Consider the following 25,143-nt stretch of genomic DNA (forward strand, 5'->3'; position numbering starts at 1 on the left):
GGATAGGTTCTGACAGTGAGAAAAATACGCTTTGATAAGGCTTCTAAGCCGAGTCAAAGCGTATTTTTGATGCTAATTTGTATCCGGGTGCCGCCTTAGCCATGGCATGAACGGCTATTCTGAATAAGACCGATTGATAAATTTCTCTTTTCCCATATTTGAAGGAGTATAGAAAGTTTCTCCCTGAACGCCTTGAGGCAGATAGGTTTGCTCAACCCAATGGTTTGGGTAGTCGTGAGGGTAACGGTATCCTTTTCCATGCCCTAATTGATCCGCACCTGGGTAGTGAGCGTCCTTAAGATGAGCAGGAACTTCTCCGGTGGGGTGTTTCTTAACATAATTCAGAGCACGGTCGATGCTCATCACTGCACTGTTACTTTTTTTAGCCGTTGCGATAGCCAGTACTGCTTGAGCCATGGGAATGCGGGCCTCGGGCATGCCCAGCCACTCGAGAGCATTGGCAGCCGCGTGAGCCTGAAGCATAGCCGTTGGGTCTGCCAGTCCCACGTCTTCTGAAGCGTGAACGATAATACGACGCATGATAAAGCGAGGATCTTCTCCAGCCTCGAGCAAAACAGCTAGCCAATACAAAGCAGCATCGGGGTCTGAACCGCGCATACTTTTAATAAATGCAGATATGATGTCATAATGGTTATCTCCGGATTTATCAAAGCGAATGGCCCTTTGCTGGATGGATTCTTCCGCAATTTCCAAGGTAATGTGACGAGTTCCGTTTTTGGGTTGAGTTGTGAGTACACCTAGCTCTAAAGCATTGAGAGCCCGCCGCAAATCTCCATTGGCGTAATTGATCCAGTGTTCCCATGCTTCAGGTGAGATATGGACTTGATATTGTCCAAGACCCCGCTCAGGATCCCGAAGAGCCTGTTCCAGGCCAAGACGAATTTGTGCAGGTTCCAGAAGCTCTAATCGGAACAAGGCAGAACGGCTAAGGAGAGCAGAATTGAGCTCGAAGAACGGATTTTCGGTTGTCGCTCCAATGAAAGTAATGGTACCATTTTCAACTGCCGGCAGCAGGGCATCTTGTTGCCCTTTATTAAAACGGTGAACTTCATCACAGAAAACTAACGTACGCTTTCCGTAGAGGTGAAGTTCATCAGTTGCTTGTGTAATAATTTCTCTGATGTCTTTTACTCCTGCTGTGACAGCATTTATACGGACAAAACGAGAGGTGGTTTTAGCGGCAATGACCTGGGCTAAAGAGGTTTTCCCGGTTCCCGGCGGCCCGTAGAGTATTAGCGATGAAACACGGTCGGCTTCAATGGCCCTGCGCAGGAGTTTGCCTGGGCCGAGAATCTGATCTTGGCCGATGTATTCTTCGAGAGTCCGCGGGCGCATACGCTCTGCCAGGGGTGCTACCTGATGCTGATTAAATGTTGCAGAAAACAGATCCATGACTGATGTTCCTTTCCTTACTTGGGTTATGCTGGGATGGGATGCATAGTATTTGTCCCTTTGCTTGATTATATCATGAGGGGCAGACATCTGCCTGTCGAAATCCAACACGATTACTAGGGTAAAAAGGATCTTTTAGGGCAGCTTGACAAATCCCGAGTATTTTTATAAGATATGAATGAAATAGCAAAGGTTGAATAAAGGGGTTTATCTCTTGGAAAAGAGGTGAGGGTGTTGAAACTCTCGACCAAAGGTCGATATGGTGTTAAAGCCATGTTTGATTTAGCTCAACATATGGGTGAAGGTCCGATATCTTTAAAAAGCATTGCGGAGAGACAAGGCATATCTGAACACTATCTGGAACAGTTGGTTTCCGGTTTGCGAAAAGCAGGTCTGGTAAAAAGTGTCCGTGGTGCACAGGGAGGCTATTTATTAGGCAAAGAACCGGATAAGATACGAGTTGGAGATATCATCCGTGTGTTAGAAGGGCCGATTGCTCCTACTGATTGCGTCTCAGAGGAGGATCCGGAAATTTGCGCTAAAGCTGAGTATTGTGTTACTCGGACAATTTGGGAGAAAGTCAGAGACTCCATTGCTGATGTTCTGGATTCGATTACGCTGGAAAACATGCTTGAGGATGCTAAAAGAATCGAATCGGAGCGAAGCTTGTATATGTTTTACATTTGATTCACATTTCAATGGTTATAGGGAGGGAGCCTCATGCGGCGAGTTTATTTAGACCATAGTGCAACAACTCCGGTTGATCCGGAAGTAGCTGCCTTAATGATGACTTATTACACAGAAAAATACGGTAACCCTTCAAGTGTTCATGGGTTTGGCAGAGAGGTCAAGCAGGCGTTAGAGCAGGCTCGAACCCAAGTAGCAGATTTAATTGGAGCTTCTCCAAATGAGATTACCTTTACCAGTGGCGGTACTGAGGCAGACAATTTAGCAATACTGGGTACTGCTGAAGCCCTTCGCTCAAAAGGCAAACATATCATTACTTCTTGCATCGAACATCATGCAGTCCTTGAGACTTGTGAACACTTGGAGAAAAGTGGCTTTGATTTAACTGTAATACCTGCCGACGAAGAAGGTATTGTTTCCGTCGATGAACTGCGCAAAGCCATTCGGCAGGATACTATTTTAATATCTATAATGCATGCTAATAATGAGGTTGGATCAATTCAACCGATAGCGGAAATCGGTAAGATTGCCCGAGAACATGGTATTGTTTTTCACGTTGATGCAGTTCAATCCCTTGGCAAAATTCCCATTAACGTGGAAGAGATGAATGTCGACCTTTTAACTGTCTCCAGTCACAAGATCTATGGTCCTAAAGGGGTGGGTGCTCTCTATATTCGCAAGGGAGTCCGGATTGTACCATTAGTTCATGGCGGTGGACAGGAACGAAAGCGCCGCTCAGGGACTGAGAACACCCCTGGAATTATCGGCTTTGGCAAGGCTTGTGAGTTAGCCGGTCAGCGCATGGAAGAGGATGCCCGGCATCAGCGGAAACTTCGTGATAAATTAATGAATGGCATTACTAAAGGGATAGAATTTGTCAAAGTAAACGGCCCCGTAGGGGAAAGCCGCTTGCCCAATAACTTGAATGTTAGCATTCGTTATGTAGAAGGAGAATCGCTATTGCTGTCCTTGGATATGCTGGGAATTGCTGCCTCAAGCGGTTCGGCATGTACTTCCGGGTCGTTGGATCCTTCTCATGTGCTGTTAAGTATGGGATTAACTCATGAGATTGCTCACGGATCCTTGCGCTTTACCTTAGGACGTCAGAACACAGAGGAAGATATTGATTACGTCCTTGAACAATTGCCCAAGATTGTGGAGCGCTTGAGAATGATGTCTCCTTTATATGATCTGGCAATCCATACAAAACAAGCTTAAAAAGGAGTGAGAGAGATATGTATACAGAAAAAGTGATGGATCATTTCACAAATCCACGCAATGTTGGAGAAATAGATAATGCTGACGGTGTTGGTGAAGTAGGCAACGCTAAGTGTGGAGATATTATGCGTATATATTTAGATATCGAAGGAGACATTATTAAGGATGTCAAATTCAAAACCTTTGGCTGCGGAGCGGCAGTTGCTACAAGCAGCATGGTTACTGAAATGGTCAAGGGAAAAACCATTGATGAAGCGCTGGAGATTTCTAATGCGGCAGTCGCAGAGGCTTTAGGAGGTCTCCCTCCTGCGAAAATGCATTGTTCGAATTTGGCAGCCGATGCCCTTCATGAGGCTATTAAAAATTATCGTGACAAACAAAAAAAGGAATAGATGAAGAATGACTCTAACTACAAAACCTAAAGTAGTTGTGGGTATGAGTGGCGGTGTGGATAGTTCCATGGCCGCCGCTTTGCTCAAAGAAGAAGGATACGACGTAATAGGGGTTACTTTACAGATTTGGGAAGCAACCGGACCGGAGGTTGAAGGGGGATGCTGTTCCAATTCGGCTATTGATGATGCGAGACGGGTTGCCTTTATTCTGGGAATCCCCCATTACGTCATGAACTTTCGTTCGTATTTTAAGGAGACTGTGGTAGATTATTTCACCCAGTCTTATTTGTGTGGCGAGACTCCTAACCCCTGTTTAGCTTGCAACAGGCATGTCAAATTCGGAGAACTTCTCCGTAAAGCCCGCGGCTTGGGAGCAGAATTTGTGGCAACGGGCCACTATGCTCAAGTGCTGCGGGACCCGGGGAGTGAACGATTTCTTTTAAGCAAGGGTGCCGATGAACGCAAAGATCAGACTTATGCCCTTTATATGCTGACTCAGGAACAGCTTGAACATACTCTTTTTCCCTTGGCTGAATACCAAAAAGAGCATGTCCGGGAAATGGCCAGGGAGCGGGGACTGGGTGTAGGCGATAAACCGGAAAGTCAAGAAATCTGCTTCGTACCTGACAATGATTATGCCTCTTTTGTCAGAGAGCGAGCGGATGTTCCAATAAAGCTGGGTGATTTCGTAGACTTATCAGGGAACAAACTAGGTGGTCACAAGGGGATCATACATTATACAGTAGGTCAAAGGAAAGGTTTAGGAATTGCCTTTGGCAAACCTATGTTTGTTGTCGGATTGAATCCAGACCGCAATGAAGTGGTTCTGGGGGAAGACCGGGATGTCTTTACAGATACTCTGTGGGCAGTGGATCTTAACTGGATTTCCATACCAGATTTGAGAGAACCAATCAGAGTCAAGGCGAAAATTCGCTATAATTCCTTAGGGGCAGATGCCACAATTTTTCCGGGCGAAATTGGGTCGGGATATGGCGTTATGGTACGCTTTGATCAACCACAGCGGGCAGTGACTCCTGGGCAAGCTGTTGTCTTCTATCAAGGAAATATCGTTGTTGGCGGAGGAAAAATAATTTCTGATCCCAGAGGCCGGCGTTAATTCATAGCTCAAGACTCCATAATCTAAAGCTATTCATCTTCTAGGCATGAATAAAGATATGAGTAGCCGGGCAGAGTATAGATGGAAATTTCACCAAGTTTTCTACATTGTGAGGTGAAAGAGGAATGAGGCGCACTCGAGAGATAGTCGGACTCCCGGTTTTAGATCTGAATAGCGGCAAATCCATTGGTTGGGTCCATGACTTGGTCCTAAACAATGAAAAAGACGAGGTTGTCGGGATTCTCTTAGAAGGCGGACATTTCTTTCAATCAACCAAAGGTATCCCTCGCAAAGCTATTGCAACTGTAGGAAAAGATGCCCTAACTGTTAAAGAGAAAATAGTAGAAGAACTAAAGGGAATACGGTGGTCAGATAAAGTAGGTAATGAAGTCTATACTCAAGGTGGAGACGCTAGAGGCACAATTGAAGATGTTTTTCTCGATGATTCCATTGAAAAAATGGTTGGATTTGAAGTGTCTGACGGGCTTTTCGCCGACCTGCTTCATGGCCGGGGAACCATTCTAAAGCCACATGTCATGATCGATGGAAAAGATATCTTAATTGTTGATAATCAGGTATCCCCCTTGGATCAAACAAATGAAAGGGGACTACGATCATGAATTGTCCGGTTTGTGGAGGAAGAGCCATTGGCAAAGTTGGTGTCGAGCAGTTCTACTGTTGGGATTGCTGCGTCGAGTTCACTACTCAAACAGACAAGGTAGTTATTTACGATTTAGCTGAAGACGGCTCTCTCGTGGCATGGGACGCGCCGAACCTTGAGCAAGGTGTTTCCAGTGCTGCTATAGAGTAATGGCAAGTTTTATTCTCGATATCAGTCAAATAAGAATAAAACTCAATTCCGTTAAGAATACTAATCATAGCGCGCATGGCGCGCTTTTTCCTTTATACCATTATCTGCTGATACAACTTTTGCAGCAGAATGGCAGGCTACTCTGAAAAAAGGAACCCGAAAGCCCCAAAACAATCTAAAGACCCCGTGGACCCGAAAGCAAGGAAGCTTCGTCCACAGGAGTGAACCCATTGCATGGAGAGGCAGTAAAAGCTCATAAGACGGCGCGGGAAAGGAAGTGAGTAGCCTCGGCTTATGAAATTCAATAAGTGGAAATGGATTTTTACCGGAACTTGTTTACTACTGGGAATCATAATTCTTTTCAAAGTGAGGACCATACTGGGGCCGTTTTTTCTGGCGTTTATCCTTGCCTATTTATTAAATCCTTTGGTTGTTTGGCTGGAAGGTTATAAGATCAGCAGGAATATAGCCATTGCCGTTGTTTTCAGCCTGATTATTCTTGTCTGTGCTGCAATTATTTTTCTTATTATACCCGTTGTCTATAACGAGCTTAGTAAGTTGGCAGTTATCCTGCCTCAGACGATTCAATCGATTACCGAAGCTATTGAGGGATTCCGCAACCAGTTTAAGGCGACAGGACTGCCTAGCCGGGTTGCCCTTGTTTTTGACCAGCATCTGGTAGAGGGAGAACTAATACTCGCTGATCGTCTCAATCAGTTTTTAGATAATTTGCCTAACGTATTGTCTTCGGTAACCCTGTATATGTTGTCACCGGTGATTGCCATCTATTTTTTGGCAGACTGGAAAGGGATAGCAAAAGGTTTTTTTCGAATCATACCTCAGCGCGGGAGAATGGAATGGCAGCGGCTGTGGCAAGACATTAATCATGTTGTAAGGCAATACCTGCGGGGAGATCTATTGATTGCCGTGATCGTAGGGGCCTTAATTGGTATAGGGGTTAAGCTTGTGGGAATGGATTACGCTTTGCTGATTGGGCTGATTTGCGGGATTTTTGACCTTATTCCTTATTTCGGACCGGCTCTGGGGGCCATACCTTCAATTTTGCTGGCTTTAACTCATTCCCCTGGGATGGCGATCAAGGTTGCCCTAATTATTTTTGTTGTTCAGCAGCTGGAGGGAAATTTTATTTCTCCTAAACTGATGGGGGAAAGTGTCGGGCTTCATCCTCTTTGGGTGGTTTTTGCGCTGTTAGCTTGCGGGGAAATTGCCGGGTTCTGGGGCATGTTTTTGGCGGTCCCCTTTGCAGCGATTATACGAGTAGTATTTAAGCATGTCTACTTCAGGTTGGTGTCAACCAAAGTCTAAGCTAGTTGACAAACCGGACATGGCCTGTATATACTTTAAAAATAATGGTAATTTTATTAGTATGAATAAGAATTAAGTCGATTATTAAAAACCCGTAAGATAGCAGGGTGATCCTGAAAAATCTCGTCCTGATTGAAAAAGGGAGAGATTATTTTTTTATACTACTCAGAAAGTATAACTTTTCGTTGCATACTTTCTGAAGTATAAGTGCAACTATGGCGGCCGCCTGCGCCTGAAAGGCTTGGCGGCAGCCAAGTTTTCTAATGAATTAAAGGGGTGTTCGTAGTGTACTCAGGTAATGAATTAAGGGACATGTTTCTTAAGTATTTTGAGGCTAAAGGACATAAAATTTTGCCCAGTGCTTCCCTAATTCCTAAAGATGACCCAACTTTATTGTTAACTGTTGCAGGCATGGTTCCTTTCAAGCCATACTTTCAACGCCGGGTTGAGCCTCCTTTTCCCCGTGCGACAACGGCCCAAAAGTGTGTACGAACGCCTGACCTGGAAGAGGTTGGGAAAACAGCCCGTCACCATACATATTTCGAAATGCTCGGAAACTTTTCTTTTGGAGATTATTTTAAAACGGATGCCATTCCTTGGGCTTGGGAGTATGTCACCAAGGTTTTAAAAATTCCTGTAAAAAAGCTTTGGGTAACCATTTATCCTGAAGATGAAGAGGCAAAAACAATTTGGGAAAAGGCAGGCGTTCGCTCAGAACGAATTGTTGGCGATCCTGAGAATTTCTGGGCAGCTGGCCCTACAGGTCCTTGCGGACCATGTTCAGAGATTTATGTGGATCTGGGAGAAGCACGCGGGTGTAGCAAGCCAGGTTGTGCCATTGGGTGTGACTGCGATCGTTTCCTGGAAATCTGGAATTTGGTCTTTATGCAGTTCAACCGGGATGAAGCCGGCGTACTGACTCCTCTGCCCAAGCAAAACATTGACACGGGCATGGGCCTGGAACGGATTGCGTCGGTAATGCAAGGCGTAGAAACAAACTTTGATACGGATTTATTCCGTCCCATTATTGATCATGTCGCCAATTTAGCCGGAGTTAACTATAAAGATAATGCTAAAAGTGATTTAGCCTTAAAAGTGGTTTCCGACCATGTACGTGCAGTGTCCTTTATGTTGTCCGACGGAATCCGTCCCAATAATGAGGGGCGCGGGTATGTGCTCCGTAGAATTTTGCGCCGTGCTATTCGCTATGCTAAGCTTTTAGGGATTGATAAACCCTTTTTGGAATCTGCTTTCCGGATCATTCAGAGGGATTATGCCCACTCTTATCCGGAACTTAAGGAAAATGAGAATTTCATCATTAGTCATATTAATCTAGAGGAGAAAAACTTCCAGGCAACTCTAGATCAAGGAACCCAGCTTTTGCAGGAAAAGGTTAAGGAACTTATCAAAAAAGGGGAGACAGTTTTAGCTGGAGCAGATGCCTTTTATTTATACGAAACCTACGGTTTTCCTGTGGAGTTGACGGATGAAATGTTGGCAGAGCAAGGCTTGTCTGTAGATATGGAAGCCTTTCAAAAGGCAGCTGAAGAGCATCGTCTCCGGGCAAAAGAACAATCCCAGCAAATGAGGGCAGCAGCTGAAAGCCCGGAACTGACGGAAAAAGCTAAATCTTTAGGGGTTACGCCTTTTATTGGCTATGAAAAAGTTTCCGCAACTCCCCGCATTGAGGCTATCTTCGTAAACGGACAAGAGGTATCGGACGCGGGTGAAGGGGAAGAAGTTGTGATCTTCCTTTCTGAGACGCCTTTTTATGCTGAAAGCGGAGGTCAAGTGTCTGATGTAGGAGTCATCAAAACTCCTCGTGCGGAGGCCAGAGTACTGGAAGTAAAAAAAGGTGTGACAGGCACTTTTTATCATCGCGCTGAGGTTCGTGGGGGAGTTCTGCACGTTGGAGAATCTGTGGAAGTACAAATCGATAACGCGGAACGTTTGGCAACGACTCGTCATCACAGCGCAACCCATCTTCTTCAGACGGCATTGCGTTCGGTTTTAGGGGAACACGTTCAGCAAGCAGGATCGTTAGTGACTCCGGAACGTTTGCGCTTTGACTTTACGCATTTCTCCCAGCTGACACCGGCGGAATTAAAGGCTGTTGAAGGTCTGATCAATGAAGCTGTATTAAAAAATATGCCCGTTAAAGCCACGGAAATGTCCCTTACAGAAGCCAAAGAAAGCGGAGCTACAGCACTTTTTGGTGAAAAGTATGGTGACATTGTACGGGTTGTCACTATGGGAAGCTTTAGCCGGGAATTATGCGGCGGAACTCATGTCAGCAGTACCGGAGAAATTGGTTTGGTGAAGCTGTTAAGTGAAGGAGGTATCGGGGCAGGTTTGCGGCGGATTGAGGCCGTAGCCGGCTTAGAATCTTTGATTTATTTCCGTTCCCTTGATGAACAGGTTATGGAAGTTGCCCAAAATCTTAAAGCTCAGCCTTTAGAAATTGGCAAGCGTGTCAATGGGCTGGTAGCTCAAGTAAAAGACCTGGAGCGTGAAATAGCTCAGCTTCAGGCCAAGCTTGCCAAGAACGAAGTCAATGGACTGTTAAGCAAGGTTGCTGAGGTGGAAGGAATTCAGGTCATAGCTGCAAAAGTTCAAGCCTCAGATATGGATGGGCTTAGACAAATGGCGGATCTGATTCGGGACAAGATGAAATCCGGGGTTATCGTTTTGGGTGCAGCCAGCGAAGGAAAGGTAAACTTTGTAACAACTGTTACGCCAACAGGTTTAAGCGGGCTTCATGCCGGACAGATTATAAAAGAAGTGGCTAAAATAACCGGCGGCGGTGGCGGCGGCAGGCCGGATATGGCTCAAGCCGGCGGTAAAGATCCCAGCAAACTGGGAGAGGCAATTGATCGGGTTCCAACTCTTCTGAGAGGATTTCTTAAGAAATAGAGGAGATTCTTTCAGACGGAAAGAATACTAAGTATTAAAGTGTGGTAATAGTCATAAATCCTCAGAATTCGAAAGGCGAAAGGGGGACAGGGAAATGGATCGAATGGAAGAAACCATGATGTTTAAGGCCGTGGGTGATGAAGAAATTTCGGCCCGCGAGATTTTGCAAAAGGTGTATGCCGCCTTACAAGAAAAAGGGTATGACCCTATTAATCAAATGGTTGGCTATCTCATGTCCGGTGACCCGGTGTATATTACCAGTCATAATCAGGCGAGATCGATGATTCGTAAACTTGAACGCTTTGAGCTGATCGAAGAACTGGTGAAATCTTATCTGCAAGAGAAATAATGCTGAACCTTCGGGCCCTCACTCAAAGCGGTGAGGGTTTTCAGCTGTAGCTTAAGACTTAATGAGGAGAACAAAAATGCGTCAAGTTAAGCTGGGTTTATGGGGAGCAGAGGTTTCAGAGATCTGCTTCGGAAGTTTAGCCATATCGCCTTTGCAAGGTCGTGTGTCAGAATCAGAAGGAATTGCTGTTCTGCGTTATGCCTTTGAGCAAGGCATTAATTGGATTGACACAGCGGAAATATATGATAACTATGGACAAATCGCTGCAGCCATCAAAGGACATGATGAGGTTCAAATTGTGAGCAAATCCTATTCTGTCACTGCAGAGGAAATGCGCCATAGTTTGGAGAAGGCCAGGAGTGCTTTGAATAGGGATACCCTTGATTTTTTCCTCCTTCATGAACAGGAAAGTGCGCTGACCTTGAAGGGCCATTTCGGTGCCTGGGAAGAACTCTTACGGGCTAAAGAGCAAGGTATCGTCCGCTGGATCGGAATCTCAACCCATGCTGTGGCGGGGGTACGAGCCGGAGCTCTTTTGCCTGGCTTGGATGTCATTCATCCTATTTTGAATTACCAGGGTCTCGGTATTATTGACGGAAGCTTACAGGAAATGCTGGATGCCATTGGCTTTGCCTCAGAAATTGGGATTGGGATTTACGCTATGAAGGTGTTTGGCGGCGGGCATTTAACCCATGACCCGGAAAAAGCTATCGAGTTTATTCGAAGTATTTCCGGTGTGCAGAGCATGGCTCTAGGAATGTCCAGCCGGGAAGAAGTGGATTATAATTTGCTTTTGCTGTCGGAAAAAGAAATCCCTCCGGAGCTGCAGGAGAAAGTGAAGCATAGGGAGCGCAAACTGTATATCGCTGATTGGTGTCAGGGCTGCGGGCGCTGCATCGAAGTTTGTCCTCAAGGAGCCTTGAGCCTGGAAGAGGTGGCGGTTGTCGATGCCGAAGCCTGTGTACTCTGTGGTTATTGCGGGAGAGTCTGTCCGCATTTTTGTCTGAAAATCGTTTAAAATGGTTGGGAGGAAATACTTTGCGGATTATGGGTCTGGATTTTGGTACGAAGACCATTGGAGTGGCTATGAGCGATGAATTATTCTGGACGGCTCAGGGAGTTAAGACCATCAGACGCTCTAAGAATGAGCTTCAGGAATTGAGAGAACTGATCAAAGAGTATGAAGTCAGAGAAATCGTCGTAGGCTATCCCAAGAATATGAATGGAACGAAAGGACCTCGCTGTGAAGCCACTGAAGAATTTGCCGAGATTTTGCGCGCAGAGTTTGGACTTGAGGTTATCCTCTGGGATGAGCGTTTAAGTACCGTTGCAGCCCAGCGTTCTCTGATTGAAGCGGACATGTCCCGGGCAAAGCGCAAAAATGTTATCGATAAAATGGCAGCTGTTTTTATCCTGCAGGGGTACTTGGACAGCAAGTCAAAAAATACTCTGGGGTAAAATTTGACAATCATAACCCACAATAGTACAATGACCATATTCTTTAATTAAGAGGTGAATCACATGACGGACCATCCACATAACCATGATGAGCATGACGTTGAAGAGTTTGATACAGTCATTCTCACAGATGATGAGGGAAAAGACCACGAGTTTCTTCATCTGGACACTTTGGAACTTGACGGATCTACATACTTTGTTTTAATGCCTATTTCTGAAGATGAATCTGAAGAAGATGAAGCAATCATCCTTAAACTTGGCAAAGATGCCGAAGGCGGCGAAATGCTTCTTGACATCGAAGATGATGAAGAGTGGGAAAAAGTAGCCGATGCTTGGGAAAACTTAGTGGATTCTGAGGATGCTGAATAAGAAATTTCCTTCAAAATTTGTGTATTGGAATAGAAAAACTCGCTGAGACAATGAGCTCAGCGAGTTTTTTTATTGTGATTACCAAGTTTTTGTAAAGAGATAAAGGACAAACTTAATGGAAATACTAAATTTGAAAAGAACGGAGGTGGAGATGATAAAACATTTAAACGTTGAATTGAAGAATCTTTTCTTTTCAGGACTAATTATTTTATGTCTTATAGTCTTAAGTGGCTGTGATAGCAATCAAATCTCCCTGCCGGATAAATTATCACTTAATGGTTCTGAAAGCCAAAGCAAACTAGCAACCGGAGTGCTCCCAGAAGGGACAAAGGTTGATGATTTGGATTTGAGCGGGACTCCTGTTCCGGAAGCGTCAGCGAAGATTGAGAATTGGGCCAAGGACAAGCTGGAAGAAACGCGTGTCCTGTTGTACAATAATACAGAGATTCCTTTGGCCTTAAGTGACATCGGAGTCAAAGTCGATACGGAGAGGATTATTGACAATGCTAAGCTCAGCCCCGGAACGTCTTTGTCCAGCGTTTTAACAGTCAATTCTTTAACAGCCAATCAAGAACTTGCAGAGAAGCTTAGCATATTCAACAAGCCGGCTAAAGACGCTACCTACACGATTCAAAACGATAAAGTTCTTGTCCAGCCGGGTGAGAACGGTCAGATTGTTTCAGTAGAACAACTGATTGCTCAAATTAAAAATACCCCCTTGAAGGAAGTTCCAAATCGCATCGAGGTCCCTATAGTCGAAGTTCAGCCTGTTGTTACAACGGAATCCATAGAAGCTTTAGCCTTCGATTCAGTAATTGGGGAGTATTCCACTAAGTTTTTAAGCAAAGAAAAAAACCGATCTGCGAATTTGACAAAGGCTGCTAAAGCCTTAGATGGTTTAGTCCTTCTTCCGGGAGAGGTTTTATCCTTTAATGATAAAATTGGCCCTCGTGAGCCTGAGACAGGGTATAAAGAGGCTTATGTCATCGTCAATGGCGAGTATGTGCAGGGAACAGGCGGGGGTATTTGTCAAGTTTCGTCCACCCTATATAATGCTGCCTTACTCAGTAACTTAGAAATCGTGGAACGGATGCCCCATGCTGTTGCTGTTAAATATGTACCTCCCGGTCAAGATGCAACTGTCAATTATCCAAACATTGATTTCAAGCTTAAAAACAATACAGCTAGTTTGGTGTATATACGGACGGATGTACAACCGGGAACACTGACAATTCGGATTCTGGGCAAAAAGACAGATAAAACCGTACGCATCGAGGGTCAAGTTGAGAAGACAATTCCCTATAAAACTGAACGACGATACGATCCTAAATTGCCAAAAGGCCGTGTTTTAAGAGAACAGTCGGGCTCCAAAGGAGTCATTGTCAATACCTGGCAGATTATTCGGGACGGAAAAGGCAATGAGACCAAAAAGTTTTTAGGACGTGATCGGTATGCTCCTGCCAATCGAATTTTGCGCATAGGAACTTGAGACTTGAAACTGATGAACAGTACGTTAGTCGGCTAATAATGATGAAAGGAACAAGCGTACCTGCTCCTCCAGGATTTTAGGAGCAGTTCGTTTGTCTCGGTGAAGCTATGTCCCCAAAAAAGAAAAGAGTACGAAAGAGTTTCATGAAATTGTTTCTTGTTTTCTTAATCGGGGGCTTTGGTTTAGTGTCTTGGTGCAGCTGGGCTCTTAAACCATACTCCTCTGAAGGCACTAATCAAAAAATAACCATTGCGCCGGGAACAACAGCAGGGCAGCTTGCTGAGGATCTGCAAGAGCGCCGGCTTATACGCAGTGCCTTTATGTTTAAGGTATTAGCTCGTCTTAATAAAGACGAATTTAAATTATATGTTGGGGACTATTATTTAACTCCTCAGATGAGTCCCGAAGAAATGATCAACCGTTTGGTTAAAGATTCACCATTAGTAAAATCGGAGCGGGTAACCATCCCCGAAGGTTTTACAACAGATCAAATTATTGACTTGCTGGTGCAAAAGGGTTTTGGAACTAAAGAAGATTTTATCAAAGTTGTTAGTGAAGATAATTTTTCTTACTCATTTCTAAAGGATGCTCCAAATGGAGTTCACCGCTTGGAAGGCTATTTATCGCCGAACACATATGACTTTGATAAAAAATCAAGCCCCCATGCCATCATTGACTTATTGCTTCGGCAGTTTGAGAAAGAAATCACCCCTGAGGTACAAAAACAGCTGGATACGCTGAATTTCTCGGTATCTGAGTGGGTGACTTTGGCTTCCATCATTGAAAAAGAGGCCGTGAAGGCCGAGGATCGTCCAATTATTTCTTCTGTTTTTCAAAACCGGCTGAAAATAGGTCAGCCTCTTCAGTCCTGCGCTACCATCCAATTTATTTTAGGGACACCAAAGCCAAAACTTTATGATAAGGACCTGCAGATCCCTTCGCCTTATAATACCTATCTTCATCAAGGCTTGCCGCCCGGACCAATATCGAATCCTGGGCATGCTTCTTTAGAAGCGGCCTTGTATCCCGCTCAAACAGATTATTTGTACTTCGTTGCTAAGAAAGATGGCTATCATGCCTTTGCCAAAACCTATTCCGAGCATTTGAAAAATGTGAAGTTGTATCAGGGATAAAGGATTGTTTTTGCCGGTAAGCTCATTTCAGAAGGTTGTACCGGCAAAAACCTGACCGTGAGGTTTGTTCAGAGTAGCTCTTCATGCCGTTTGCCGCAGCACCAGCAAAGGATGAAAGGAGAGTGCTCCCGGGTCGGGCGGCTTCGCCCACATCCTGCAAGAAAGCTAATTCGTGCGAAGACAGTGTCTGCAAGAAGGGTAATCCGTGCGAAGACAGTGTCTTCGTGTCACCGCAGCATTCCGAGGCTCGCCCACTCGCGGCTGCGGGAGCTATCTTCAGCGGATAAGTATTCTTTGGTGATAGCCGCTTCGAGCGAAAATGTCCACCGGACACTTTCGTGCCAAACCTCCGGGTAGTACCTGATGTGAACCCGTGGCTCCGTCTCCCCACGCCGTCTTGTGGGCTTTTACCGCTTCTCCATGCAATGGGTTCTCTTCTGTGGACGAAGCTGCCCTGTCTTTCGGGTTCCTTTTTTCAGCATGGTTGTCGGTTTTTTCAGTATTTGGATTGATTGGTCAAATTGAAGATCTGTTCTACGTCCTTGTCACCCCGTCCGGATACATTGACGATGATAATTTGGTCAGGTTTCATCGTAGGTGCCAGTTTAAGAGCGTAAGCGACGGCGTGGGCGCTCTCCAGAGCAGGGATAATCCCTTCGAAACGGGAAAGTCTATGGAAAGCATCAAGTGACTCCTGGTCGGTAATACTTACATAGTCAGCCCGGCCAATATCTTTAAGATAGCTGTGTTCCGGTCCGACCCCGGGATAATCCAGTCCGGCGGAAATTGAGTGGGTAGGGAGCGGCTCCCCTTTTTCGTCGGCCATAACATAGCATTTAAAGCCATGGACCATACCGGGGGCTCCGGCGGAAAGGGGCGCTGCGTGTTTGCCCGTTTCTAAGCCTAAACCTGCCGGTTCAACTCCGATAAGGTTAACACTTGAGTCTACAATGAAATTTGCAAACATTCCGATGGCATTACTGCCGCCTCCCACACAAGCCATGACCGCATCGGGAAGCTTGCCTTCGGCTTCTAAGATTTGCTGGCGGGCTTCCCGTGAAATAATCGCTTGGAAGTGTTTTACCACAGAGGGGAAAGGATGGGGACCAACAGCCGAGCCCAGCATATAAAAAGTGCTTTCGTAGTTTTGGGCAAAATCCCCAAGGGCCGCATCTACAGCATCTTTTAGAGTGCGGGTTCCTTGAGTAACAGAGATCACTTTGGCGCCTAGAAGCTCCATGCGGAAAACATTGAGGGCTTGGCGTTTAGTGTCTTCTTCGCCCATATAAATCACGCAGTCCATATCAAAGAGGGCGCAAGCAGTTGCTGTGGCTACGCCGTGTTGTCCGGCTCCGGTTTCGGCAATAACCCGCTTGACTCCCATGCGCTTAGCCAGAAGCGCCTGCCCGAGAACATTGTTGATTTTGTGGGCGCCTGTATGGTTAAGATCCTCACGTTTAAGATAGATTTTGGCCCCGCCTAATTCTTTGGAAAGCTTTTCAGCATAGTAGAGCGGATTGGGTCGTCCCACATATTGACGGAGATAATAGTCCAGTTCTTGATTGAAGTCAGGGTCATCCTTATACTTTTCAAAGGCATCGTCTAACTGCTTAAGAGCGTTTTCCAACTGGGGCGGGACAAAGCTTCCGCCATATTCACCAAAATAACCTTTTTCCATGATAATTACCTCCTATTTTTTGTTGCATTAGAACCTACCTGGTAAAATAAAAAAAACTCTCCGGTCCTGGTAAAGGACAGAAAGTTCATTTCCATTAATGCCACCTTTGCATGGGTATAATATACGACCCATATTCCAAGCTTAGATACGGAGCAGGCTGCATGTCTCGGCAAATAATCAGATGCGGAGAGCGGACCTCTCGATATCCGTGTCTCTGTAACGGGAAACCCCCGGTATCACCTACTAAAATTACTCGTGTTCGGATTACGACTCCGAGATCCATTCGGTCAACGGGAAGTGTATCAGACTCTCACCTGCTCTGACTCGCTAAGACATTCCGCAAAGACTTACTACTTCTCATCATTGTCTTGCTTATTAATTTTCTGTATTGTAATATGGCAGATACCACTTCGTCAAGAGGTGTTATGTAAAAGATTATAAGTTAGGGGAATCTTTATGAAAAAACCAGAATTGTTAGCTCCCGCTGGGGACATGGAAAAGTTGAAATATGCTCTGGCTTATGGAGCAGATGCTGTATATATGGGTGGAGCGGCCTTTGGCTTGCGGGCCTATGCCGGTAATTTTAAGGCAGAGGAAATGGAGCAGGCAGTTCGCTGGACCCATGCCTTAGGGAAAAAGCTTTATGTCACTGTGAATATTTTTGCTCATGAAAAGGACTTCGAAAACCTGCCGGCATACCTCAAGGAATTGGAAGGTCTCGGGGTGGACGCAGCTATCGTCTCTGATCCCGGAGTGATCATGCTGGCTCAAGAAGCTGCGCCGAAACTGCCCCTGCATTTAAGTACCCAGGCCAACAACACAAACTCCTATTCCATTCGTTTCTGGATGAAACAGGGGATTGAAAGAGTTGTTTTAGCCCGAGAGCTGACTCTTGAGGAACTGAAAGAGGTACGGGCTAAAGTCGACGGAGGGTTAGAGATTTTTATCCACGGTGCTATGTGCATGTCTTATTCAGGAAGATGCCTGCTGAGCAATTATTTAACGGGAAGAGATGCCAACCGGGGGGAATGCACTCAGCCTTGTCGTTGGGGTTATGCTCTGGTGGAGGAGAAACGGCCGGGCCAAGTTTTTCCTATTGAGGAAGATGAACGAGGGACTTATGTGTTTAATTCCCATGACCTATGTCTTTTGCCTCGCCTGCCCTTATTGAAGTCTTTAAATATTGATAGTTATAAAATCGAAGGACGAATGAAGAGTGCTCAATATGTAGCCAGCACAGTCAAGGTGTACCGGGAGGCCATTGACACACTTTGGGATGAAGGAGAAGCAGCCTTTCAGGCTAAGCTCCCCCAGTGGTTTGCAGAAATGGATAAAGTCAGCCACCGGGATTATTCGCCGGGATTTCTCTTTGGCAAGCCGGGAGCTGATTCCCATAACATAGAGACGTCTCATTATGTGCGGGACTATGACTTTGTCGGAGTTTGGCTGGATGATGAGGAAGTGCAAAATCTTGCCGGCTCTAGAGAGCAAGGTACAGCCTGGGTGGAGCAGAGAAATAACTTTAAGCTGGGTGAGGTTCTGGAGGTTCTGACCCCGCAAGGTGATTGCTGGTCCTTTGAAGTCAAGGAAATGTGGGATGTTGAAGGAGAACCCCTGGAAGTAGCCCGTCATGCCCAGCAAAGGATTAAACTATCCGTACCCAGGAGGATTCTGCCTTTCAGCATCTTGAGGCGGGCTAAAAGTGAGAAAAAGTAAGTTTTGTTGAGAGAAAGGTTAAGGAGATAAAAATATGTCTGGTTGTGGGGAGTCGGCATCATTAAATTCGTTGGCTGATGATAGTGAAGTTGTTATAAAAGCGCGTTTGGCAAGGGCAGAAATGCAAATGCTGGATAAGCTGGTGGAGGGTTTAGGACATTTAGGAATTGTCACCACTACCAATAGGGCTTTGGGAGAGGTTATGATTTTATCCACCAGGCAGTGTTGGCCGGATTTAAAAAGGGCAATCGAACATATGCCCTTCCGGATTGATTTTCTGCCACAAAATGAAGGCGAGGGGGAGTGACTATGAATTTTTCAGAATATCCAGGGTTCCAGCTTTCGGACATAGACCTTATTATTAAAGCCCGCATCGATCGCTCCCAAATCCAGATGCTCTGTAAGCTGGTGGAAGGGCTGGGCCACCTGGGGGTTGTCACAACCACCAACAAGGAGTTGGGTGAAGTCATGATTCAAACCACCAAACAGTGTTGGCCGGAACTAAAGGAAGCCATTGAAAAAATGCCTTTGCAGGTGGAATTTGGTTAAAATCCTTTTCCATAGAAGTCAGATCAGGAGGGGCTTGTACCAAAAATCTTACGCGCGTAAGATTTTTGGTACAAGCAGGGTGAAGGAACTTAGACTTTTGGGATTGCCCGAATTCTAATAAAGCTGTAAAATGAAAAAACTTTGGTTATTGCCTAAGAGGAAAAAGGAACCCGGGGGGGTTCCTTAACTATTTGCGGACCATGAGCTTTTTAATAGCTTGATCCAGACCATCTAAGGTTAATTCGTACATGGGATAGATACTGCGCACCATTTTAATGGTGTAATAGCCGTGTACCCGCTCCCAGTATTTTTCGGGTATGGGATTAAGCCAAACGTTATAGGGGAATGTCTTAGAGAAACGCTGCAGCCAGGTAAATCCCGGCTCTTCATTGCTCACATCCCAGAAGATATTGCCGTCGATCATGGTGAGTTCACTGGGAGCCATAGCTGCGTCCCCAATAATAATCACTTTATAATCCGGGCTCAGTGAATGGAGAACATCATAGGTTTTAACAGCTCGCCTGGGGCTGCAGCTGGGATCCAGGTAGAGCAGCTCATAAAAACAGTTGTGAAAGTAATAGAATTTCAGGTCTTTAAAATGGGATGACTTGTGCACGGCAGAAAACAAGCGGCTGCAAATATCGGCGTAAGGGGCCATTGAGCCTCCTGAATCCATTAAAACCATGAGTTTAACGGCATTTTTGCGGGGACGGGTCCAGACCAGCTTTAATTGCCCGCCGTTCTTGCAGGTTTCAGCAATGGTATCTTCCAGGTCCAGCTGATCCTTGGCTCCGTCAACTCGGGTACTGAACTGGCGCAATTTGCGTAGGGCTACTTTGAATTGCCGGACACCTAAGGTTTTATCCTTGCGGTAGTCACGGTAATTTCGCTCTGAGGCTACTTTTACAGCGGATTGCCCGTAGGACTCACCGCCTATGCGGATGCCTCCGGGGTGAAACCCGGAGTGTCCGAAAGGAGAGGTTCCACCGGTACCGATCCAGGTATTGCCCCCGTGATGGGGGCTGTCTTGCTTGCGCAAACGTTCCTCCAAAGCTTCTTTTAAGTTTTCCCAATTGGGCAGCCCTAATTTCTTTAATATCTCGTTGCGCTCTTCCTCAGAAAACATTTTGGCCGGTAATGGATTTTTCAGCCATTCCGATACCTGATCCAATAATTGTTCAGGCGTCTCGATCCCTCGAAAATATTTTTGAAAGGCCAGGTCATATTGGTCAAAATGGCTTTCGCTTTTAACTAAAACGGCTCTGGCCAAATAGTAAAAACCGGCCAGGCTGGATCCGGCCAGGCCCTGAGACAGAGCCTCCATTAAAGTCATCCATTCTGTAATGGAAACAGGGATTCCTTCCCGACGCAATTGATAGAAGAAACTGATATACATAGGCCTTACCAGACTCGTTTGCCGGCACGAGACGGACTGTCCGTGTCCCGCAGGTGCAATTGACGCAAGGCCAAGTCAAAATCCTGATTCTTCTTTAACAAGGCTCCCAGAAACGGGATCTCCTTAGAAATCCTCTCCGGTTCAATACCTCCGATGGTTAAGGCTTGCACCCAGTCCAGTAATTCACTGGTGCTGGGTTTTTTCTGCAGGCCTGAAACAGTTCTCAGCCAGTAGAATGACTTTAAGGCTTCGGTCAGTAATTGATCTTCTAAATCCGGGAAATGGACATGGACTATTTCCTGCATCATATTTTGACCCGGAAAGTCTATGTAATGGAAAATACAGCGCCGTAAAAAGGCATCGGGGAGTTCTTTTTCAGCGTTGCTGGTGATAATGACGATGGGACGGTGTTTGGCCGTGATGATTTCTCCGGTTTCCGGGATGTAAAAATTCATCACATCCAATTCCCAGAGCAAGTCATTGGGGAATTCCAAATCAGCTTTATCGATTTCATCGATTAAGAGAACCACTCGTTCATCGGAGCGGAAGGCTTTCCCCAGTTTGCCTAATTTAATGTATTGTTTGATATCCGCAACATTCTGTCCTCCGAATTGGCTGTCATAGAGGCGCTGTACTGTGTCATAGACGTAGAGCCCATCCTGGGCTTTGGTGGTAGATTTGATGTTCCAGACAATTAAGCGGAGCCCCAGGGAACTGGCGATGCTTTCCGCCAAGACAGTCTTGCCGGTACCAGGTTCGCCTTTGATTAGGAGCGGTCGTTTTAAGGCCACTGAGATATTGACACTGTTGCGGAGATCGCTGGAAACTATGTAATCCTCAGTACCTTGATAGGATAGATGATCGGTCATTTTCTATTTCCCTCCTAGTGGTAATTTAATATATTTTAACACAATATTACCACTTATTGGGGGATGTGAGGGTTGAATTGTCAAACTTTGTATTTTCAAAACTTGTCTACAAGGGTTAGGATTTTATAGTGAGAATTGTAATTGCTAAAAATTAAAATACTTAGTAGGTTAGGTATTTATTAGGGAGGTATTTTGAAATAATTGTCATTGGAAGCTTATAATGCCATTAAGACCTATTGACGATGGTGAAAATTATCGATATTATAAGTATGTAAATGAATAAAGACCTAATAGTCAATAGGTCAAAAGTCCTTTATAAGTAGGATTTGTGGGAAAATGTACATATTAGGAGGAGTGAATCGGATGAGGGAAAGGATTAAACGAAGAAAAGAAGATGGTTTCACATTAATCGAACTTATGATTGTTATTGCGGTTATTGGGATTTTGGCGGTTGTGCTGGTGCCAAAAATGAGTAGTATTAAAGATTCAGCTAAAGCTACTGGAGTTATTACGAATGCAAAATCTATTGAAGCTTATACTATTGCAAATATTGATAAGTGGGTAGCGAATGGTGACGATGATGACGCTATTCTTGGGCATATTTCTGACCAGTTTGGAGATAGCGGAGATGATGAAATTACTAATCCTTATGAAGGTGGTGAAGGATTAAGTGATGATGAAGGGGTTGGAATGGTAGTAGTAACAGTTTCAGGAAATGAAGTTACAATTAAAGGTTACGGAAATAGTGATAGCGACGTTGTTTATAACAATACTGTCAAACCATATTGAAATATAGTGTAAATTATTGAAAACTGGAGGGTGTTTGCCGAAACACCCTTTTATAATATCATTAAGTAGGAATTATCTTCTTAAACTTTATATTAAGTATATTATCTCTTGTAGGAACAAGGAGGCTAGTCTGTGGTACCTCGTCAAGATCGTAAACGGCTAGGTGAAATTCTCATAGCGGGGGGTGTCATATCTCCAACTCAGTTAGATGAAGCATTAAAGACCCAAAAAGTTCTTGGCTTGCGTTTAGGAGAAGTGCTAATTCATCATGGACTTGTCACTGAGGACGACATTCTAAGGACCATGCAGAGCCAACTAGGGTTACCTCTAATTGATTTGAATCAGATTGTCGTTGCAGAGCAGATCCTGCAAAAGCTGCCGGAAAAAGTAGCTCGAAAATACTCTGTTCTTCCGGTGGAAATCTCTGATGGACAACTAATGGTAGCCATGAGCGATCCGACGGACTACTTTGCCATTGAAGATCTACGGATTGCCGTCGGAATGCCCATCGTACCTTGTCTGGCGCAGAAAGATCAGATTCTAAATGCCATTGATCGCTATTATAGTCATCAGGATGCGGAAAAGGCAGCTCGTGAGTATGCCAAACACCTAATGGCTAAAGGTTTAGTCAGTGAAGAGCAAATTCTGCGGACGATGCAGAGTCAATTGGGTTTACCTTTAATTGATTTGAATAAGGTAATTATCCCAGATGAAACTGTAGGGCTGATTCCTGAGAGCCTAGCCCGTAAGTACACGATTATTCCTGTAGAAGTGAATAATGGTCAGTTAATGGTGGCGATGAATGATCCAACGGACTACTCCATTATAAATGAATTGCGTCAAGTTAATGGAATGCTGGTCAAACCTTGTTTAGCTAAGAAGAAGGATATTCTGAAAGCAATTGATCGTTATTATGCCCATAGTGAAGCAGAGAAAATGGCTAGGGATTATTTGCGTCAGTCTGGAAGCGCTGTGGCCGCAACTACTCAAACGGCTAAAGTCTCTTTAGCAGGGGTAGAAATAGATGATGAAACTTCTACTCCAATTATTAAGTTTTTGAATACTCTTATTGAAAATGCCATTAATAATAAGGCCAGCGACATTCATATTGAACCTATGGAAGAAGAGCTGCGGATACGCTTTCGAATTGATGGAGTTTTACATGAGAGTATGAGAACTCCGCGTGGAATGATAGGACCGGTTGTAAGTCGAGTTAAGATAATGTCAGACCTCAACATTTCGGAACGCCGTTTACCCCAAGATGGCAGGATTAGTTATCAATTAGGCGAAAAAACCATAGACCTGCGTGTTTCCACTGCTCCAACCATGTTTGGAGAAAAGGTTGTATTAAGGGTATTAGACAAAACCAATGTGACAGTTGATAAGGAAAGTCTTGGACTTGAAGGCATAGATCAGGACAGATTTAATGAATTTATTACAAGACCTTATGGAATTGTTTTGGTCACAGGCCCGACAGGCAGCGGAAAAAGTACAACACTCTACACAATGCTCAACCAACTGAACACTCCGGAAAAAAATATTATTACTTTGGAAGATCCTGTCGAGTTTAATTTTAGCGGAATTAATCAGATACAGATTAATCCAAAGGCAGGACTTACCTTTGCCACAGGTTTACGGTCAATATTGAGGCAGGATCCTGATGTTATAATGGTGGGCGAGATGAGAGACAAAGAAACTGCCGAAATTGCTGTGCGTGCCGCTTTAACTGGTCACTTGGTATTGTCAACTATTCATACTAATGATGCTGCAAGCGCTATTAATCGTCTTGTGGATATGCAGATCGAACCTTATTTATTATCAGCATCGCTATTAGGAGTCATCTCACAAAGGTTAATCCGAAAAACCTGTCCTAAATGTGCTGCTGAGTATGAAGCAAGTCCCTTAGATCATATGTTTCTGGAAAGAGATCTTGATGTCCCGTTAGAATTGAAAAAAGGTAAAGGATGTTCCTTTTGTTATAATAGTGGCTATAAAGGCCGACGAGCTATATTTGAAATAATGCCGATAACATCAGAACACCGGGTACTTATAAATCGACGAGCCAGTGTTGATGAAATAAGAAAATTGTCCATAAAACATGGCATGAAGACACTTAAAAAAGCTGCAGCAAAACTAGTTTTACAAGGTATTACTACGATGGATGAACTTTTACGGGTTACTTTCGTAAATGAATAAATTAAAATCATCACTAAGAATTGGGAATGGTGAAATGTGCAGTTTCGTTATAAAGTAGTCGATGATAAGTTATCTTTAAGAACCGGTATAGTAGAAGCGATTGATTTGGAATCCGCCAGAATGTTTATCATTAATAATAACTGGCAGATCATCATGCTTAAAGAAGTAAAGAAAATCGACAGTTTTTTTCATAAAAGGTTTGAGGGCAGAATAAAAGCAGAATCAATTAGTTCCTTTTGTAGTCAACTGGCAATGATTATACGTTCGGGGGCAAGTATGATTAGAGGCTTGGAAATCATGCAGTCTCAAATCAATGCTCCTCGCTTCAAGGAGGTTGTAAGTACCTTATATGTTGAAGTAAGTCGAGGTAATTCTTTGGCACAGGCAATGCGCAGCTGTCAAGGTTCCTTGCCCGAACTACTTATTAATTTGGTATCCGTTGGTGAAGAAAGCGGTAATTTGGATTCTGTTCTTATAAGTATGGCTGCTTACTATGATCGAGAAAACTTTATTCGCAAGAAAATGTCCAGTGCAGCTATTTATCCTGTCATTTTAATAGTTGTACTTATTGGTCTACTCATATTATTTATGAATTTTATTCTTCCTGAAATCACGGGTATGTTAGCAGAGAATGGACAAAGCTTGCCGGTAATTACTCAACTTATGGTTAATACCACGGAATTTATAAAAGACAATTTTATTTTCCTCTTGCTTGGCTGTATAGGCATAGTATTATTCTTTTTTCGACTTATTAAAATTCCCCAATATCGATATGTTTTTGATTCTTTGATGTTAAGAACTCCTCTCTTTGGTAAGAACATTAAGAATGTTATTATTTCCCGCTTTTCCCGTACTCTTGCACTATTTTTGCACTCTTCTATACCAATAATTTCTATTTTTGATTCCATGGAAAGCATTTTAGGCAATGAAGTTCCTCGCAGGGCGATTATTAAAGCCAAGGAAAGAATTATTAATGGCGAAACTCTCAATTCTGCTTTTGGGCAAGAACCATTTTTTGATCCTCTCGTGATTCAGATGATGGCCATTGGAGAAGAAACCGGACGCTTAGAGGAATTAATGGAAGAAGTCTCCGATCATTACGATAGATTAGTTGAGATCGGTATTTCCAGAATGGTTGCGTTAGTTGAGCCGGCCTTTACAGTATTAATTGGAGTTTTAGCAGGAGGTATGATTATTTCTATTGCCTTACCTATATTCAGTATGACAAGCGGGTTAAGCCGATAAATGCCCCATTAGTTTTATAGTTGTAGATGA

The 25,143-nt window shown here is 44.3% G+C and carries 24 protein-coding genes; 20 read left to right on the forward strand and 4 right to left on the reverse strand.

Features of this window, described 5'->3' with window-relative positions:
* Positions 1 to 114: 114 nt before the first annotated feature.
* A complete protein-coding gene (locus DESOR_RS04720) occupies positions 115 to 1,413 on the reverse strand; it encodes a replication-associated recombination protein A (RefSeq protein ID WP_014183463.1) in 1,299 nt (432 codons plus the stop codon).
* A 234-nt stretch (positions 1,414 to 1,647) separates the two neighbouring features.
* Here DESOR_RS04720 and DESOR_RS04725 point away from each other — a divergent pair, with 234 nt between their 5' ends.
* From DESOR_RS04725 to mltG, 14 genes are all read left to right on the forward strand, one after another.
* The gene (locus DESOR_RS04725; RefSeq protein WP_042330814.1) at positions 1,648 to 2,100 is read left to right on the forward strand and encodes an RrF2 family transcriptional regulator; all 453 of its coding nucleotides are present in this window, start codon (positions 1,648 to 1,650) and stop codon (positions 2,098 to 2,100) included.
* Positions 2,101 to 2,133: 33 nt separating this feature from the next.
* A complete protein-coding gene (gene nifS, locus DESOR_RS04730) occupies positions 2,134 to 3,318 on the forward strand; it encodes a cysteine desulfurase NifS (RefSeq protein WP_014183465.1) in 1,185 nt (394 codons plus the stop codon).
* A gap of 17 nt (positions 3,319 to 3,335) precedes the next feature.
* Positions 3,336 to 3,710: a Fe-S cluster assembly scaffold protein NifU gene (gene nifU / locus DESOR_RS04735; RefSeq protein WP_014183466.1), complete on the forward strand. Its 375-nt coding sequence runs from the start codon at positions 3,336 to 3,338 to the stop codon at positions 3,708 to 3,710.
* Between the two features lie 7 nt (positions 3,711 to 3,717).
* Positions 3,718 to 4,827, forward strand: coding sequence for a tRNA 2-thiouridine(34) synthase MnmA (gene mnmA / locus DESOR_RS04740; RefSeq protein ID WP_014183467.1), 1,110 nt, complete (start codon positions 3,718 to 3,720; stop codon positions 4,825 to 4,827).
* 125 nt (positions 4,828 to 4,952) lie between these two features.
* The gene (locus DESOR_RS04745; RefSeq protein ID WP_014183468.1) at positions 4,953 to 5,447 is read left to right on the forward strand and encodes a PRC-barrel domain-containing protein; all 495 of its coding nucleotides are present in this window, start codon (positions 4,953 to 4,955) and stop codon (positions 5,445 to 5,447) included.
* Positions 5,444 to 5,638 (forward strand): hypothetical protein, encoded by a 195-nt coding sequence (locus tag DESOR_RS04750; RefSeq protein ID WP_014183469.1) that lies wholly within the window; start codon positions 5,444 to 5,446, stop codon positions 5,636 to 5,638. The genes DESOR_RS04745 and DESOR_RS04750 overlap by 4 nt, the downstream gene beginning before the upstream one ends.
* A gap of 294 nt (positions 5,639 to 5,932) precedes the next feature.
* The gene (locus tag DESOR_RS04755) at positions 5,933 to 6,964 is read left to right on the forward strand and encodes an AI-2E family transporter (protein ID WP_014183471.1); all 1,032 of its coding nucleotides are present in this window, start codon (positions 5,933 to 5,935) and stop codon (positions 6,962 to 6,964) included.
* A 285-nt stretch (positions 6,965 to 7,249) separates the two neighbouring features.
* Complete coding sequence (alaS, locus tag DESOR_RS04760) at positions 7,250 to 9,877, forward strand: alanine--tRNA ligase (protein ID WP_014183472.1); 2,628 nt, start codon at positions 7,250 to 7,252, stop codon at positions 9,875 to 9,877.
* A 94-nt stretch (positions 9,878 to 9,971) separates the two neighbouring features.
* Positions 9,972 to 10,226 (forward strand): IreB family regulatory phosphoprotein, encoded by a 255-nt coding sequence (locus DESOR_RS04765; RefSeq protein ID WP_014183473.1) that lies wholly within the window; start codon positions 9,972 to 9,974, stop codon positions 10,224 to 10,226.
* A gap of 76 nt (positions 10,227 to 10,302) precedes the next feature.
* Positions 10,303 to 11,244, forward strand: coding sequence for an aldo/keto reductase (locus DESOR_RS04770; protein WP_014183474.1), 942 nt, complete (start codon positions 10,303 to 10,305; stop codon positions 11,242 to 11,244).
* A 20-nt stretch (positions 11,245 to 11,264) separates the two neighbouring features.
* Positions 11,265 to 11,684, forward strand: a complete 420-nt coding sequence (gene ruvX, locus DESOR_RS04775; RefSeq protein WP_014183475.1) for a Holliday junction resolvase RuvX — start codon at positions 11,265 to 11,267, stop codon at positions 11,682 to 11,684.
* A 63-nt stretch (positions 11,685 to 11,747) separates the two neighbouring features.
* Positions 11,748 to 12,053: a DUF1292 domain-containing protein gene (locus DESOR_RS04780; protein ID WP_014183476.1), complete on the forward strand. Its 306-nt coding sequence runs from the start codon at positions 11,748 to 11,750 to the stop codon at positions 12,051 to 12,053.
* A gap of 151 nt (positions 12,054 to 12,204) precedes the next feature.
* Entirely contained in the window at positions 12,205 to 13,542 is a 1,338-nt protein-coding gene (locus DESOR_RS04785; protein WP_014183477.1) for a VanW family protein, read from the forward strand.
* A 107-nt stretch (positions 13,543 to 13,649) separates the two neighbouring features.
* Entirely contained in the window at positions 13,650 to 14,675 is a 1,026-nt protein-coding gene (mltG, locus tag DESOR_RS04790; RefSeq protein ID WP_042330817.1) for an endolytic transglycosylase MltG, read from the forward strand.
* Positions 14,676 to 15,171: 496 nt separating this feature from the next.
* Here the strand turns inward: mltG and trpB are convergent, their stop codons facing one another.
* Complete coding sequence (gene trpB, locus DESOR_RS04795) at positions 15,172 to 16,353, reverse strand: tryptophan synthase subunit beta (protein WP_014183479.1); 1,182 nt, start codon at positions 16,351 to 16,353, stop codon at positions 15,172 to 15,174.
* 456 nt (positions 16,354 to 16,809) lie between these two features.
* On the opposite strand from trpB, the gene DESOR_RS04800 reads away from it, so the two are divergent.
* Genes DESOR_RS04800 through DESOR_RS04810 form a run of 3 tightly spaced genes read left to right on the forward strand, consistent with a single transcriptional unit; the run spans position 16,810 to position 18,618 of the window.
* Positions 16,810 to 18,069 (forward strand): peptidase U32 family protein, encoded by a 1,260-nt coding sequence (locus tag DESOR_RS04800; RefSeq protein ID WP_014183480.1) that lies wholly within the window; start codon positions 16,810 to 16,812, stop codon positions 18,067 to 18,069.
* Positions 18,070 to 18,103: 34 nt separating this feature from the next.
* On the forward strand, positions 18,104 to 18,376 hold the full coding sequence (locus DESOR_RS04805; RefSeq protein WP_014183481.1) for a DUF4911 domain-containing protein: 273 nt from the start codon (positions 18,104 to 18,106) through the stop codon (positions 18,374 to 18,376).
* 2 nt (positions 18,377 to 18,378) lie between these two features.
* Entirely contained in the window at positions 18,379 to 18,618 is a 240-nt protein-coding gene (locus tag DESOR_RS04810) for a DUF4911 domain-containing protein (protein ID WP_014183482.1), read from the forward strand.
* A gap of 187 nt (positions 18,619 to 18,805) precedes the next feature.
* On the opposite strand, the gene DESOR_RS04815 is transcribed toward DESOR_RS04810, so the two are convergent.
* The gene (locus DESOR_RS04815; protein ID WP_014183483.1) at positions 18,806 to 20,014 is read right to left on the reverse strand and encodes a vWA domain-containing protein; all 1,209 of its coding nucleotides are present in this window, start codon (positions 20,012 to 20,014) and stop codon (positions 18,806 to 18,808) included.
* A gap of 5 nt (positions 20,015 to 20,019) precedes the next feature.
* Positions 20,020 to 20,883, reverse strand: a complete 864-nt coding sequence (locus DESOR_RS04820) for an AAA family ATPase (RefSeq protein WP_014183484.1) — start codon at positions 20,881 to 20,883, stop codon at positions 20,020 to 20,022.
* 363 nt (positions 20,884 to 21,246) lie between these two features.
* Between DESOR_RS04820 and DESOR_RS30535 the strand changes: the two genes are divergently transcribed.
* The 3 genes from DESOR_RS30535 (at position 21,247) to DESOR_RS04835 (ending at position 25,113) form a co-directional block, all read left to right on the forward strand.
* Positions 21,247 to 21,672, forward strand: coding sequence for a type II secretion system protein (locus tag DESOR_RS30535; RefSeq protein ID WP_014183485.1), 426 nt, complete (start codon positions 21,247 to 21,249; stop codon positions 21,670 to 21,672).
* Positions 21,673 to 21,804: 132 nt separating this feature from the next.
* Entirely contained in the window at positions 21,805 to 23,868 is a 2,064-nt protein-coding gene (locus DESOR_RS29935) for a type II/IV secretion system protein (protein WP_014183486.1), read from the forward strand.
* A 36-nt stretch (positions 23,869 to 23,904) separates the two neighbouring features.
* Positions 23,905 to 25,113 (forward strand): type II secretion system F family protein, encoded by a 1,209-nt coding sequence (locus tag DESOR_RS04835; protein ID WP_014183487.1) that lies wholly within the window; start codon positions 23,905 to 23,907, stop codon positions 25,111 to 25,113.
* The last annotated feature ends 30 nt before the right edge of the window (positions 25,114 to 25,143 follow it).

This window comes from Desulfosporosinus orientis DSM 765 (genome assembly GCF_000235605.1).
In the GTDB taxonomy this organism is placed as follows: Bacteria; Bacillota; Desulfitobacteriia; order Desulfitobacteriales; family Desulfitobacteriaceae; genus Desulfosporosinus; species Desulfosporosinus orientis.

What these genes read in the sequence shown, in the direction of transcription:
- nifS (WP_014183465.1), top strand. Translation starts at nt 2,134, where the DNA reads ATGCGGCGAGTTTATTTAGACCATAGTGCAACAACTCCGGTTGATCCG.
- DESOR_RS30535 (WP_014183485.1), top strand. Translation starts at nt 21,247, where the DNA reads ATGAGGGAAAGGATTAAACGAAGAAAAGAAGATGGTTTCACATTAATC.
- DESOR_RS04770 (WP_014183474.1), top strand. Translation starts at nt 10,303, where the DNA reads ATGCGTCAAGTTAAGCTGGGTTTATGGGGAGCAGAGGTTTCAGAGATC.
- DESOR_RS04810 (WP_014183482.1), top strand. Translation starts at nt 18,379, where the DNA reads ATGAATTTTTCAGAATATCCAGGGTTCCAGCTTTCGGACATAGACCTT.
- trpB (WP_014183479.1), bottom strand. Translation starts at nt 16,353, where the DNA reads ATGGAAAAAGGTTATTTTGGTGAATATGGCGGAAGCTTTGTCCCGCCC.
- nifU (WP_014183466.1), top strand. Translation starts at nt 3,336, where the DNA reads ATGTATACAGAAAAAGTGATGGATCATTTCACAAATCCACGCAATGTT.
- DESOR_RS04820 (WP_014183484.1), bottom strand. Translation starts at nt 20,883, where the DNA reads ATGACCGATCATCTATCCTATCAAGGTACTGAGGATTACATAGTTTCC.
- DESOR_RS04720 (WP_014183463.1), bottom strand. Translation starts at nt 1,413, where the DNA reads ATGGATCTGTTTTCTGCAACATTTAATCAGCATCAGGTAGCACCCCTG.
- DESOR_RS04785 (WP_014183477.1), top strand. Translation starts at nt 12,205, where the DNA reads ATGATAAAACATTTAAACGTTGAATTGAAGAATCTTTTCTTTTCAGGA.
- DESOR_RS04800 (WP_014183480.1), top strand. Translation starts at nt 16,810, where the DNA reads ATGAAAAAACCAGAATTGTTAGCTCCCGCTGGGGACATGGAAAAGTTG.
- DESOR_RS04745 (WP_014183468.1), top strand. Translation starts at nt 4,953, where the DNA reads ATGAGGCGCACTCGAGAGATAGTCGGACTCCCGGTTTTAGATCTGAAT.
- DESOR_RS04805 (WP_014183481.1), top strand. Translation starts at nt 18,104, where the DNA reads ATGTCTGGTTGTGGGGAGTCGGCATCATTAAATTCGTTGGCTGATGAT.
- DESOR_RS04755 (WP_014183471.1), top strand. Translation starts at nt 5,933, where the DNA reads ATGAAATTCAATAAGTGGAAATGGATTTTTACCGGAACTTGTTTACTA.
- mnmA (WP_014183467.1), top strand. Translation starts at nt 3,718, where the DNA reads ATGACTCTAACTACAAAACCTAAAGTAGTTGTGGGTATGAGTGGCGGT.
- DESOR_RS04815 (WP_014183483.1), bottom strand. Translation starts at nt 20,014, where the DNA reads ATGTATATCAGTTTCTTCTATCAATTGCGTCGGGAAGGAATCCCTGTT.
- DESOR_RS04750 (WP_014183469.1), top strand. Translation starts at nt 5,444, where the DNA reads ATGAATTGTCCGGTTTGTGGAGGAAGAGCCATTGGCAAAGTTGGTGTC.
- DESOR_RS04765 (WP_014183473.1), top strand. Translation starts at nt 9,972, where the DNA reads ATGGATCGAATGGAAGAAACCATGATGTTTAAGGCCGTGGGTGATGAA.
- DESOR_RS04780 (WP_014183476.1), top strand. Translation starts at nt 11,748, where the DNA reads ATGACGGACCATCCACATAACCATGATGAGCATGACGTTGAAGAGTTT.
- mltG (WP_042330817.1), top strand. Translation starts at nt 13,650, where the DNA reads ATGTCCCCAAAAAAGAAAAGAGTACGAAAGAGTTTCATGAAATTGTTT.